The sequence below is a fragment of the Limnohabitans sp. Rim28 genome, assembly GCF_000293865.2.
In the GTDB taxonomy this organism is placed as follows: domain Bacteria; phylum Pseudomonadota; class Gammaproteobacteria; order Burkholderiales; family Burkholderiaceae_C; genus Limnohabitans_A.
Genome location: NZ_ALKN02000013.1, coordinates 80,225 through 92,992, shown reverse-complemented (window position 1 = coordinate 92,992; position 12,768 = coordinate 80,225). Strand labels below are relative to the sequence as shown.

General features: G+C 57.5%; 10 protein-coding genes and 1 tRNA gene. 8 read left to right on the top strand and 3 right to left on the bottom strand.

The features are described 5' to 3' along the window. Positions 1 to 123 precede the first annotated feature (123 nt). Positions 124 to 558, top strand: coding sequence for a DUF1841 family protein (locus B472_RS14110; protein ID WP_192877878.1), 435 nt, complete (start codon positions 124 to 126; stop codon positions 556 to 558). Positions 559 to 639: 81 nt separating this feature from the next. Here the strand turns inward: B472_RS14110 and B472_RS14105 are convergent, their stop codons facing one another. After that, positions 640 to 1,299: a cytochrome c gene (locus B472_RS14105; RefSeq protein WP_019427629.1), complete on the bottom strand. Its 660-nt coding sequence runs from the start codon at positions 1,297 to 1,299 to the stop codon at positions 640 to 642. A 106-nt stretch (positions 1,300 to 1,405) separates the two neighbouring features. Here B472_RS14105 and B472_RS14100 point away from each other — a divergent pair, with 106 nt between their 5' ends. Genes B472_RS14100 through B472_RS14080 form a run of 5 tightly spaced genes read left to right on the top strand, consistent with a single transcriptional unit; the run spans position 1,406 to position 9,784 of the window. Then, a complete protein-coding gene (locus B472_RS14100; protein ID WP_019427628.1) occupies positions 1,406 to 2,248 on the top strand; it encodes a MoxR family ATPase in 843 nt (280 codons plus the stop codon). A 4-nt stretch (positions 2,249 to 2,252) separates the two neighbouring features. Beyond that, the gene (locus B472_RS14095) at positions 2,253 to 2,882 is read left to right on the top strand and encodes a GNAT family N-acetyltransferase (protein ID WP_019427627.1); all 630 of its coding nucleotides are present in this window, start codon (positions 2,253 to 2,255) and stop codon (positions 2,880 to 2,882) included. Continuing rightward, complete coding sequence (locus B472_RS14090) at positions 2,876 to 4,060, top strand: VWA domain-containing protein (protein WP_019427626.1); 1,185 nt, start codon at positions 2,876 to 2,878, stop codon at positions 4,058 to 4,060. The genes B472_RS14095 and B472_RS14090 overlap by 7 nt, the downstream gene beginning before the upstream one ends. Next, a complete protein-coding gene (locus tag B472_RS14085; protein WP_081504983.1) occupies positions 4,057 to 5,886 on the top strand; it encodes an autotransporter assembly complex family protein in 1,830 nt (609 codons plus the stop codon). The genes B472_RS14090 and B472_RS14085 overlap by 4 nt, the downstream gene beginning before the upstream one ends. Before the next feature lie 22 nt (positions 5,887 to 5,908). Next, entirely contained in the window at positions 5,909 to 9,784 is a 3,876-nt protein-coding gene (locus tag B472_RS14080) for a translocation/assembly module TamB domain-containing protein (RefSeq protein WP_019427624.1), read from the top strand. Between the two features lie 20 nt (positions 9,785 to 9,804). On the opposite strand, the gene B472_RS14075 is transcribed toward B472_RS14080, so the two are convergent. After that, positions 9,805 to 10,392, bottom strand: coding sequence for a TetR/AcrR family transcriptional regulator (locus B472_RS14075; protein WP_192877877.1), 588 nt, complete (start codon positions 10,390 to 10,392; stop codon positions 9,805 to 9,807). A gap of 190 nt (positions 10,393 to 10,582) precedes the next feature. On the opposite strand from B472_RS14075, the gene B472_RS14070 reads away from it, so the two are divergent. After that, complete coding sequence (locus tag B472_RS14070; RefSeq protein WP_019427622.1) at positions 10,583 to 11,545, top strand: hypothetical protein; 963 nt, start codon at positions 10,583 to 10,585, stop codon at positions 11,543 to 11,545. Positions 11,546 to 11,614: 69 nt separating this feature from the next. Continuing rightward, a tRNA-Arg gene (locus tag B472_RS14065) sits at positions 11,615 to 11,689 on the top strand. A 53-nt stretch (positions 11,690 to 11,742) separates the two neighbouring features. Here B472_RS14065 and B472_RS14060 read toward each other — a convergent pair. After that, positions 11,743 to 12,741: an MBL fold metallo-hydrolase gene (locus tag B472_RS14060; RefSeq protein ID WP_026039674.1), complete on the bottom strand. Its 999-nt coding sequence runs from the start codon at positions 12,739 to 12,741 to the stop codon at positions 11,743 to 11,745. Positions 12,742 to 12,768 lie beyond the last annotated feature (27 nt).

Genomic DNA, 12,768 nt, shown 5'->3' with positions numbered 1-12,768 from the left:
GCGGGGCCGGGGCGATGTGGCAAAGCGAAGCGCCTCTGAGCCCCGGCCCCGCACCCCGGCCTCTCACTCCCAAAGCTCCAACAGACATAAAGCCAACACACATAAGAGACAATCCCCCCCATGCTGATCCAACCTTCACAAGCCGATGTCCGGCGCTTTTTTTGCGGCGTCTATGCCAAGGCCAAAACCACCGAGACGCTGGAGCCCATGGAAATGCTCGTCAGCCAATGGATCGACGAACACCCCGAGTACCACGCCGAACTGGCCGACGTCGATGCCGCCCTGGCGAACATGCTGAACGACGATCCAAACCGCGAAAACCCCTTCTTGCACCTTTCGATGCACCTGTCCATCAGCGAGCAATGCAGCATCGACCAACCCCGGGGCATTCGCCAGGCAGTGGAACTGCTCACGCACCGTATCAACTCGCTGCACGACGCGCACCACCAGGCCATGGAATGCTTAGGGCGCATGATTTTTGAAAGCCAGCGCTCAGGGCGCATGCCCGACGGCGAGTCCTACATCGCCTGCGTGCAACGCAACGCCACAAAAGACTGAGGCCCACAGGGCTCAAACCATTCAAACAGACAACAAAAAACCCGCCTAGGCGGGTTTTTTTGAGAGGCGTGAACCCAAAGTTCAGCGGAAACGCGACTGGGGAACCACTTTCATCTCACCCTCCAAAGTCGAAATGTAAGCCGACATGGCCTTCAATTCGGCGTTGGTGAACTGCTTCGCGATACCGCCCATGACGCCGTTGTTACGGCCCCATGTGGCCTGGTTTTCAACTTTGTAGGATTTGAGAGCGACAAACAAAAAGTCTTTGTGCTGACCCGCCAGCTTGGGATAGCTGGGGTCGATCGGCTTGTTGAAGTTCTCGCCGTGGCAAGAAATACAGGCACCTTTTTGCAACAAAGCCGCAACCTTGGCATCAGCCGCCTTGGGGGCGGTGGTGACGGGCTTGGTGTTGCCATGTTGCTCGTAGTACGCACCCAGGTCAGCCATGTCCTGCTCGGTCAAGGTGTCTGCAATGCCGCGCATGGTGGGGTGCTTGCGCTCGCCTTTTTTGTAGGCGTTGAGTGAAGAAACAATGTATTTGGCGTTTTGACCCGAAATCATGGGCACGCGGTAAATCTCAGGGAAACTGGCTTGGTAGCCTTTGATGCCATGGCAACCGATGCACATGGCAATTTTTTGCTCGCCGGCTTTGGCGTCGCCCTTGATCTCTTGGGCATGGACAGAAAAGGCGGTCACAGAAGCGACAGCCAAGGCAAACATCGAGGTCAACAGCTTATTCATTTTGCTCACACAATCCAAACGATTGATAAAAATCAACTGTAGATTATATCGGGCTGGCCCTCATAATCCTGACAAACCCTTTGACCTTTTCCGAGAACTTGTTGCCATGAAATTCCAAGGAACCGAAAACTACGTTGCCACACAGGATTTGATGTTGGCCGTGAACGCGGCCATCACCCTCAAGCGCCCTTTATTGGTCAAAGGTGAGCCTGGCACTGGCAAGACCATGCTGGCCGAAGAGGTGGCCCAGTCTTTGGGCTTGCCTCTGCTGCAGTGGCACATCAAGTCGACCACCAAAGCACAGCAAGGCCTGTACGAGTACGACGCCGTGAGCCGTCTGCGCGACAGCCAACTGGGTGACGAGAAGGTCAAGGACATCGAGAACTACATCATCAAAGGTGTGCTCTGGCAGGCCTTCACGTCCGAGACGCCTGTGGCCATCCTGATCGACGAGATCGACAAGGCCGACATCGAGTTCCCGAACGACTTGCTGCGCGAGATCGACCGCATGGAGTTCTATTGCTACGAGACGCGCCAGCTGATCAAGGCCAAAACCCGCCCGTTGGTGTTCATCACCTCGAACAATGAAAAAGAATTGCCGGACGCTTTCTTGCGCCGCTGCTTTTTCCACTACATCAAGTTCCCTGAAGCGGACACCATGCGCCAGATCGTGGACGTGCACTTTCCAGCGCTCAAGAAAGACCTGCTGGCTTTGGCCCTCAAGACCTTTTACGACGTGCGCGGCTTGCCCGGCTTGAAGAAAAAGCCATCGACCAGCGAATTGTTGGACTGGCTGAAATTGCTGGTGGCCGAAGACATCCCGCTCGAAGCCTTGCAAAGCGCCGACCAGAAGGTTTCGGTGCCCCCACTGGTAGGGGCCCTGCTCAAAAACGAGCAAGATGTGACTTTGTTTGAAAAGCTGGTCTTCATGAATCAGCGCAACCGCTGAGGCCATGAAAGCCTTTGCGTCGCCAGTGACCCTGACCGGCACACGCGTCCGGCTGGAGCCCCTGCGGGCTGAACACCATGCCGCACTGGCGCAAGCTGTGCGTGATGGTGAGCTTTGGCAGCTGTGGTACACAGCCATCCCCTCTCCCGAGGGCATGGCCGCCGAAATCGAGCGCCGCCTTGATTTGCAGGCCAAGGGCAGCATGTGCCCATTTGCTGTGATTGAACTCGCCACCGGCCAGGCCGTGGGCATGACCACCTACATGAACATCGATGCGGGCAATCGCAGGGTGGAAATCGGCTCGACTTGGTACCGCCAAAGCGTCCAGCGCACACCGCTCAACACCGAAGCCAAGCGCTTGCTGTTGGCCCATGCCTTTGACCAACTGAACTGCATCGCGGTGGAATTTCGCACCCATTTCTTCAACCATCAGAGCCGCCGCGCCATTGAACGCCTGGGCGCCAAGCTCGATGGCATTTTGCGCAGCCACCAAATCAACCCCCACCCTTTGGGCGCTGGCGCACTGCGCGACACCTGCGTTTACAGCATCATCGCCAATGAATGGCCCAATGTGCGCGCCCACCTCGACTTCCAATTGAACCGCGCCAGACCTGAGGAACCCCGGTCATGTTGATCGATTTTTTCTACACCCTGCGTGCCGCCAAGCTCCCCGTTTCGGTGCGCGAGTACCTCACCTTGCTTGAAGCCTTGCAGGCCAATGTGGTCGGCCCGGCATCTGAGGCTTGCAGCATCGACGACTTTTACCATCTGGCCCGCACGGTGATGGTCAAGGATGAAAAGCACTTTGACAAGTTCGACAAGGCTTTCGGCGCTTACTTCAAGGGCGTGGAGATGCTGACCGACTTCACCAAAGAAGTGCCACTCGACTGGCTCGAAAAAATCCTTCAGAAAGAACTCACGCCCGAGCAAAAAGCCGCCATCGAGAAGATGGGGTGGGATGAGCTGATGGAAACACTCAAAAAGCGACTTGAGGAGCAGAAAGAACGCCACGAAGGTGGCAACAAGTGGATTGGCACGGGCGGCACCTCGCCTTTTGGCAACGGGGGCCACAACCCACAAGGCATCCGCATCGGCGGTAAGGGTGGCAACAAGAGTGCCGTCAAAGTTTGGGAACAACGCGCTTACAAAGACTACGATGACCAGCAAGAACTGGGCACGCGCAACATCAAAGTGGCCCTGCGCCGCCTGCGCCGGTTTGCGCGGGAGGGCTCGGTGGAAGAACTGGATCTGGACGGCACGATCCGCAAGACGGCGGCCAATGCGGGATACCTGGACATCTTGATGCGGCCCGAGCGCCACAACAATGTGAAAGTTTTGCTGCTCATGGATGTCGGCGGCACCATGGACGATCACATCGCGCGCGTTGAAGAAATGTTTTCCGCTGTGAAGGCCGAGTTCAAGCACTTGGATTTTTATTATTTCCACAACTGCGTCTATGACTTCATGTGGAAGAACAACAAACGCCGTTACGCCGAGAAGTTTCCGACCTGGGACATCCTGCGCAAATACAACAAGGACTACAAGCTGATTTTCATTGGGGACGCCACCATGAGTCCCTATGAAATTTTGCAAAAAGGCGGCAGTGTTGAATACAACAACGAAGAAGCCGGGGCCGAGTGGCTGCAGCGGCTGACCCACACCTTTCCGAAGTACGCCTGGATCAACCCCGAGCCGCAAGGCGTTTGGCAGTACCGACAAAGCATCTCCATCATCCAGCAGCTCATGAGCCAGCGCATGTTCCCCTTGACCCTGAAAGGTTTGGAAGATGCGATGCGTTTGCTGAGCAAATGAGATGGTTTAAACCTCGTCCATTCTTTACAGCGCTGCTGCTGGGCCTGTGCGGGTTTATTGCGGCTTGGAGCCCTAAGGCCAACGCCGAGACCCTCTCTGATTTGGCCGAAAAATCGGCCACCCAACCCTTGGCTTTCAGCTGGGTGGTGACCAGCGACAACCCAGAGATTCGCGACTTCCTGTTGAAGCACATGGCGCTTCAGCGCTTCCAAGCCCTGAGCGATTTAGACGACACCGAATTGACGCGACTGCTGGACAGTGCCGACGACCAAGCGCGCGAATTGTTGGCCACTCAAGGATTTTTCAACCCCCAACTGAGCTGGCAACAAGACAAGACAAAAGGTCCTCATGCACTGGGGCAAGTCGCCCTGACCGTGAAGACCGGCCCGCCCGCGCGCATCAGCCAAGTGCAGTGGCAATGGTTGGGCGAACTCACACAAGCGACAACCGGTCCACGGCAACAAGCCAGCATTCAAAAGCAATGGGACTTGCCACCTGGTGCCAACTTCACGCAAGCCGATTGGAGCCGTGCCAAGAACAATGCCTTGCGGCAACTCGTGTCCGAGCATTACCCTTGGGGCCGTGTGACCACCAGCGAGGCCCGGGTGGACGCCGAGAACAACCAAGTGCAGCTGAGCGTGACGGTGGACTCCGGTCCCGCCGTTCGTTTGGGCGAGTTGAACATCACAGGCGCCACGAAATACGGCGCCCTTCAGGTCGAGCGCCTTGCCCGCTTGTCCCCCGATCAGCCCTACCGGCAAAGCGATTTGCTGGAGGCCCAACAACGCTTGGTGCTCAGCGGCTTTTACGACTCGGTTTTTGTCAGCCTAGAACCACAAGGCAACTTGGCACGGGCACCGGTCAACATTGAGCTCAAAGAGAGCCTTCGTCAAAGATGGCTCTTGGGGGTCGGCGTGCGCAGTGACAGCGGCCCTCGCCTGACGGCAGAACATACGCACCACAGCATTCCGGGCTTGAATTGGCGGGCCGTGAGCCGTTTGGCGATTGACAAAGACTTGCAAACCATGGGTCTCGAGCTGCTGGCTCCGCCCGACAGCACTTTGTGGCGCTGGAACACCTCGGCACAGATCAACCGCCAAGTGCGAGACAACGATGTGATCAGCAGCCAACGTTGGCGAGCAGGCCGAATCCAAATCGGTCCTCGAATCGACCGTTCTTATTACGCGCAATACGACGTGGCTTCACAGCAAAGCAATGTCTTGGGAAATTTGGAATCGGTCAGCGGCAACTTGGCCTGGACGTGGCGCGACTTTGACAGCCTACCCTTTCCAAGCCGAGGATTAGGTTTGGGCCTTGAACTGGGCTCCGGCGTGAGCTTGGGCGCCACCCATCAGCCTTATGTGCGCTGGCTGGCCAAGGGCCTGAGCCTTTGGCCATTGGGTCAAAACAGCGGCCGACTGGCCGTGCGGGCATCGATGGGCAGTGTGGTCAGCCAAGACACGCGAAATTTACCGACCACCCAACTCTTTCTGACAGGGGGTGACAACAGCGTTCGGGGATACGCATTGAACAGCATTGGCGTGGACTTGGGCAACGGACGAGTCGGCGCAGGCCGTTACCTGAGCACTGGCAGCGTGGAGTGGCAGCGCCCTGTGCGTTGGAAAGGCCAACTGACCGAGTGGGAGACCGCTGTTTTCGCCGATGCCGGCGCGGTCGCCAACGAGTTGCACCTGCTGCACACCCAATGGAGTTATGGCATGGGGGCCCGCTGGCGCAGTCCAATTGGCCCGGTGCGCATGGACTTGGCGCATGCACAAGCTTTGCAAAAATGGCGCTTGCATTTGAGTGTGGGCTTCACTTTTTAACCCGCCCCCAGCTTGCAACACCATGTCTGCGCCATCCTCGCCGCCAACTTCTCAGTCCACGGTGGCTGCGCGCTGGATTCGCCGCGCCGCGATGGGCTTGGGCACATGGTCACTGCGCAGCCTGTCGGCTTTGTTGGGCCCCATCGTGTTGGTGGCTTTGGCTGCGTCATTGTGGTTTTGGGCAGGCACCGAGGGCTCATTGGGCACGGCTTTGAAATGGGCAGACAAAGCACTGCCCGCCGGGCAACATTTGACCAGCAGCAACGTGCAAGGCAGCTTGCGGCAAGGCGGGCGAATCGGTCAAGTGGCGTGGCGTGCGCCCTTGCGCCAAGTGCAAGCCCTGGATGCCGATATCGCCATCGACTGGTCACTGCTTTGGAAGCAGCCTTGGCCGGTACAAAGTCTTCACCTCCGGTCGCTGCACATTCAAGACCAACGGCCGACCCAGCCCCTGACCCCTTGGTTGAATTTGAACTGGCCACTGCCTGTGCAAATGGCCCTGAAAGTCGATCACTTTCAGTGGCAAGGGGCGACCTCTGTGACGCTGACGGGTGTGCAAGCGCACTACGCTTATGACGGCCGCGACCACACCCTGAAAGTCCCCACGCTGACCTTGGCCCAAGGCCAATACAGCTTGCAAGCCCGTCTGCAAGGCACTGCGCCCATGGCTTTGAAACTGGACATAGAAGGCTTGGTCAAAACGTCCGCCATCGGTGACACGCCCGCTTTGGCGTTGCTGCTCAATGCCTCCGCCCAAGGCTCACTTTCTGGTCCAGAGGCCCAACTCAAGGTCACGGCAGAGCTGCTGCCAGCGCCCCATCAACCCTCTTGGCCACAAGGCCAAGCACCCGTGCAACTGTCTTTACAGGCCGATGTGCGGCCTTGGCAACAACCCGCCATCGTGCAAGCGCAAGGACAATGGCAGGCTTTGAACTTGGCCCCTTTGTGGCCTCAAGCCCCGCAGACCCACTTGAACGGCCACGCGCAACTCAAGCCCGACGGCCCTGACTGGACTTTGCAAGCCGAACTGCGCAATCTGCTACCCGGAGCTTGGGACTTGCAGCGGCTGCCCCTGACCCACTTGTCATTGAATGCACGCCACCAACAAGGCCTGTGGCAAGTCCTGCCATCGCAGGCACACATGGCTGAAGGCCAAATGCAAGTTCAGGGCGCTCAAAGCCCTGCGGGTTGGACCGGCAACATGGCGGTGTCTGGCATCCAACCGGCTCAGTTGCACAGCGCACTGGCAGGCCCGCCCCTACAAGGCCAACTGCAGGCACAAGACACAGGGTCAGGACGGATCCGCTTCGATGCCCAAATGCAATCAGCTGCAGCACCCATCAAGCCTGCCAAAGCGTTATCGAGGCTTGGCCCTGCTCCTGGATTGCACTTTGAACAACTGGCACTGACAGGTCATTGGCAAGAGGAGGTCTGGCACATCGACGCGCTCAAGCTGATGGCCAGACAGGCGACTTTGGAGGCGCGTTTCAAGTATTCGCCACGGCAAACCTCACTTGAAGGTCAATGGTCGGTGCAATTGCCAGGCCTCAGCGCCAAAGCGGAAGGACTGCTTGCGCCCCTTGAGGGCCAAGGCCAAATCGACATGGATGTCAAGGATGCCGCTGCCAGTTGGGCTTGGGTCCAAAAGTTACCGGGCTGGGGCGATCGGCTTTCAGCCCTCAAGGCCTCAGGCCCAGGACACATCCAAGCGCAATGGCAAGGCGGTTATGCGCAAGCCCAAACCTCTTTCAAACTGAACGCTCAATGGCCACGCCTGTCATGGCAAACGCCCCCACAAGCTGCTTGGGTCTTGGGCCAAGGCCAACTGCAGATGGTGGGCACACCGCTGTCCTGGCAAGCCCAATGGCAAAGCCACTTGGCCCAAGGCTCCGCCTCATCCCAGTTGCAAGCGCGGCTGAGCGCTGAACGCAAGCACATGCAAAGCCAACAATGGCGGGGTTTGCTGGACAGCCTCGACATGGAGGAACTCGGCTCCAAACCTCAAGCCGCTTGGCGTTTGCAACTCCAAAAATCCATGGCCTGGCAAGCCGATCTGGGCCAGTCAGCCTTGGCACTGAGCTGGTCCAACGCCCACATGCAAGTGCAAGGGCCCTCACCGGGCAACAGCCGGGTGCAAGTCGAACCCGGCCATTGGCATTGGGCCAGCACCGGACAAACACCACGCAGCCAGCTTGCTGCCAGTTGGGTAGACCTGCCGCTGAACTGGTTACCCAGCGCATGGCGCATGGGTATCCAAAACGATGTCCTGCTGCAAGGACAGGTGCAACTGACGCAAAACGAAGACACCACCCTCACTGCACAAATTCGGCGCAGCCGAGGCGACTTGCGCATCCAGACCGAACCATCGCCAGGACAACCGACTGCCGCGGGCTTGCGCGAGGCCAACGTGGTTTTACACGTTCACAACGAGAAGCTGCAAGCCGATTTGCAATGGGACAGCGCACTCATGGGCCAAGCCCAAGCGCAAATCCTGAGCACACTCAGCCGCACAAAAGAGGGCTGGCAATGGCCAGCCCAAGCGCCCTTAAGCGGCACGGTCAAAGCCCAACTGCCGCAGATCGGTGCTTGGTCCGTTTTGGCCCCGCCGGGTTGGCGCGTTCAAGGCACATTGGATGCCCAGTTTGATGTGGCCGGCACGCGCAGCCAACCTCAATGGCAAGGTCGCCTGCAAGCCCATCAATTGGCGGTTCGCTCGGCTGTGCAAGGCATCGCATTTGACCAAGGCCAGATGCAAGCACGGTTGCTAGGCCAAGAACTGATCCTCGACAGTTTGAGCCTGCGCGGGGCCGGGCCCCAGGGCGGGGAATTTTCTGCGCGAGGCCGAATCAACCTGGCCCCGAACGCATCCACAAGCACGCCATCGAAGTCCAACCGTTTGCAAGCGGCACAAATGAGCTTGCAAATGGAAGCGAAGTCCCTTCGTCTGAGCAACCGCGCTGACCGTCGATTGGTGATGTCGGGTCAAGTCACGGCCCAAATGCAAACCGGGCTGATGCAAATCAGGGGACTTCTCAAGGCCGATCAAGCCTTGTTTCTTTTGCCCGATGAAAGCACCCCCAATTTGGGCGACGATGTGGTGGTCGTGCGGCCTCCATCTGGACCGCGAGACGTCCCATCCACAAGCGTTCCCAAACCACCCGAAACAAGCTGGTTTGGCGTGCCCGATGTGCGCGTCACGCTCGACTTGGGGCCTGACTTTCAGTTGCAGGGCAAAGGCCTGAACACCCGCCTCACCGGGCAACTGGATTTGGTCAGCAACGCCAGCACCCAAGGCTTGCCTCGCCTCCAAGGGCAGGTGCGGACTTTGGGCGGTCGTTACAACGCCTATGGGCAACAACTCAACATCAGCACTGGCGTCTTGCGTTTCAATGGCGCCTATGACAACCCGGGTCTGGAAATCATTGCCTTGCGCCCTCATCTGCCTCAGCCTGTTGGCGTTCAGGTTTCGGGCAATGCACTGCTGCCCCGCATCCGTTTGTATGCCGACCCGGAGATGCCCGATGCCGACAAACTGGCCTGGCTGGTGCTGGGGCGTTCGGCGGCCAGCGGTGGCGCCGAATCGGCAGTGCTGCAACAAGCAGCCATGGCCTTGCTCAGTGGCAATGGCAAAACGTTCAGCAGCGAACTGGCTGGTAGCTTGGGACTGGATGAGATCAGCTTGGCCACCAGCACACGCACAGGGACCACCGCCACTGGCGCCGCCGTCACGCTGGGCAAACGCTTGTCGCAAGACTTTTACATGGCCTACGAAACCAGTTTGAGCGGCACGCTGGGCAGTTTGTTCATTTTTTACGATATCTCGAGACGACTCACACTGCGCGCGCAAGCTGCCGAGCAAAGTGCCCTTGATTTGATCTTTACCATCCGAAAAGATTGAAGGTGCGCCCCATGTGAGCGTCATTCAGGCTGTGGCTGACCCCACATGGCCTTGAGGTAGCCATGCACCGCAGAGCCCAACTCTTGACGCGAAGCCTGGCGCGTGCGATCACCCCGAAAAACCAGAATTTCTTGCGTACACCAGCCATACGTGATGGCGTGGACCATGGCCGACATGGTCTTGATTTGCGGCAAAGGCAATGCAGGACCATGTGATTCGAGGGCATCAACCCACGTCTGTTGGATCCCCACATGAAAAGCCTGAAAACCGCGTAAATCCTCCACCTGACGCTCGATCATCATCAAGGCCGCCCACTCCTTGGGTTGCTGCAAAGCCATTTCAACGCAATCGTCCAGCATGGCGTCGATCAAGGTGCTGAGCGAAGCGTCTGCGTGCCGAACCATGGTCTGACGCAACGTTCTGATCAGGGCATCCCTTCGTGCGCGCATGGCCGAAGCAGCCAAAACTTGTAAATTGGGAAAGTAATCATAAAAAGTGCCAATTCCAACACCAGCGACATCCACAACGTCGCGCACTTTGACTTTCTGAAAATCCCCAGTGAGCATCAAAACCCGAACAAAGGCTTGCTCCAACGACAGAACACTCATCAAACCGCGCTGTTGACGTGGCATCTTTCTTGGAGCATTCTGATCAAAATTCACAATGGCTATCGATTTAAAAAATTCCGAACAAATTTATGAGCACCTAAGGTAACATCTTGGATGACTCGCCAATGATGGTCATTCCAAAAAATCGTTTTTAACGTATTCACCCTATTTTGGGGTATTTCACACATCCATGTCTATTCAGTCCACGAACACCCAGCCCTGGGGCCCTGAAGACGGTGAACTGTTGCAAAACCTCCGAAATAACGCGGGCATCGATGCGTTGGTGTTTGCGCGCGCAAACACCATCTCTGCGGCCCAACTGCATGAACTGGAAAGCGGTGAAGGACGGAGCTTTTACAACGAGTTGATCAAGCGAAATACCGGCATCAAGCTGCTCAAGAAACTGGGCCATGAATATCCCGCAACAGCCGAGCAAGTCATACCACCCGTCCCTGAAGCTTTGCCGACTGTGCCCGCCCTTGAAATTGAAGCGCTGGCTCCAGCCGATTCATCCGCCAGCCCGGTTTCTTCCTCAGATGTCTACAAAAAATCTTCTCCCCATCCCTTTCTGAAACATCCATTGCTGGTGACAGGTGGCCTGCTGTTGATGGTTTTAGGGGGATTCCTGGGTGTGCAACACCAAGACACGCCGCCAACTGAGATCCAAAGGCACGCCGCTCCGCACCTCGAGAATGCCCAACCAAGGGGTTCAGCTTCGGCACCACAAGCTGCAGAAACACCACCTGCTTTGATGCCAGCCTCTGCGCCCGAAGTGGTGCCAAAGACCGCCAACATCTCGCCAGCGGCGTTGCCCGCAAACTCTGCACCTGACAGGGTGCAACTGGCTTCGATCGCGTGCGACGACAAACACAGAAAAAACAGCACGTCGCACACCCCCAGCAACCCCCTGAAACCGGGCAGCTACATTTACATTGAGGCCAAAGCAGACAGCGCTTTGTGTGTGCTCGACAGTGACAACAAATTGTCCTTGCTCAACCTCAAAGCCGGGATGAACCAAACGGTCAATGGCTTGGCACCTTTCCTGGTGCACACCAGCAACTGGCAAGGACTGCAGATCTTTTTCCAAGGACGCCTGGTGCGTACCGAACTGGGTGACAGTGCGCACCTCTTGCTCCAAAGCTTGCCATTCTGAGCGCGCATCCAGGGATGCTGGCGTCACGCTTCTGGCGCATTCACGGTCGTTACAATCTCAGCTCTGAAGGCCACCGTAGTTCAATGGATAGAACTCTCCCCTCCTAAGGGAGTGATACAGGTTCGATTCCTGTCGGGGGCACCAGCCACACCCCCCCAAAAATCCGCACACATTCAACATGGTGCGGATTTCTTTTTTTAAAACGCGACCTTTTCAGCTTCCAAGTACGCCAGGCTGATGTACTTGCCAATGTTGCCATCAAAGCCATCCATGGTTTTGGCACGCGAGGCAACGCGGGGGTCTTTCATGACCGCCGCTCTGGCTTCGGCCTCGGATTTGCCATCTTCCACAGCCTTCAGACTGGGCTCCCAAATACCCGCCATGAAATCGCCATAGGTCTTGAGCAGGTCTGGGCGTGCACGGCCGTGCCCTGGCACCCAAAGTTGCTCGCCGGTGGCCGCCATCAAAGCCTTGTAGTACTTGAAGGTGCCGGGGTAGGAGCCGTCGTCCATGTTGGCGATGCGGTTGGTCATGGCGATGTCGCCCACGGCCGTCACCTTGTCCTGCACGATTTCGACGCTCAGGTCAGAAGGTGTATGGGCTGTCCCGTAATGGTGCATGCGCAAACTCACATCGCCAAACTGGATCACCTGACCATGCTGAACGGCGGTGTTGGGAATCACCACTTTCGTGCCAATGGTCGACTGGTTGGTCCAGCGCTCCATCAGGCTGCGCCAAAGATTGCCCTCTGCGCCCTTGAGCTTTTCAATGCTGCTGGCCAACGAGTAGATGGGCAGCTTGTCGCCGTAGGTTTTGACAAAAGCATGGTTGCCCAGCCAATGGTCACCGTGGTAATGGCTGTTGAAGATGGCCACCACGGGTTTGTCGGTCACTTTGCGGATCATTCGGATGGCCATTTGACCAATCTGCAAGGACGCGCCTGAGTCAATGACCACCACACCCACGGAGGTCACCACAAAGATGATGTTGGCCATCATGCCCCGGTTCTGCGGGGTCGGAAATCCATCCGGTGAATAAATCATCCAGACATGTTTGGACAACTGCTGCGCCGGGATATCGGCGACAGCAGGCCCCTCCATGAACTCCTGGGCTTGTTGAGCAAACAAACGGGCCTCGGGCAAAAGGGCCACACCCGCCACGCCCGCACTGGCCAACAACAAATGTCTTCTTTTCATGCGAATTCCTTCAAGGGAAACAGCGCA

Excerpts from the sequence above, each read along its gene's own strand:
- B472_RS14060 (WP_026039674.1), bottom strand. The coding sequence starts at position 12,741 with ATGAAAAGAAGACATTTGTTGTTGGCCAGTGCGGGCGTGGCGGGTGTG.
- B472_RS14090 (WP_019427626.1), top strand. The coding sequence starts at position 2,876 with ATGTTGATCGATTTTTTCTACACCCTGCGTGCCGCCAAGCTCCCCGTT.
- B472_RS14070 (WP_019427622.1), top strand. The coding sequence starts at position 10,583 with ATGTCTATTCAGTCCACGAACACCCAGCCCTGGGGCCCTGAAGACGGT.
- B472_RS14095 (WP_019427627.1), top strand. The coding sequence starts at position 2,253 with ATGAAAGCCTTTGCGTCGCCAGTGACCCTGACCGGCACACGCGTCCGG.
- B472_RS14075 (WP_192877877.1), bottom strand. The coding sequence starts at position 10,392 with ATGAGTGTTCTGTCGTTGGAGCAAGCCTTTGTTCGGGTTTTGATGCTC.
- B472_RS14105 (WP_019427629.1), bottom strand. The coding sequence starts at position 1,299 with ATGAATAAGCTGTTGACCTCGATGTTTGCCTTGGCTGTCGCTTCTGTG.
- B472_RS14085 (WP_081504983.1), top strand. The coding sequence starts at position 4,057 with ATGAGATGGTTTAAACCTCGTCCATTCTTTACAGCGCTGCTGCTGGGC.
- B472_RS14100 (WP_019427628.1), top strand. The coding sequence starts at position 1,406 with ATGAAATTCCAAGGAACCGAAAACTACGTTGCCACACAGGATTTGATG.
- B472_RS14080 (WP_019427624.1), top strand. The coding sequence starts at position 5,909 with ATGTCTGCGCCATCCTCGCCGCCAACTTCTCAGTCCACGGTGGCTGCG.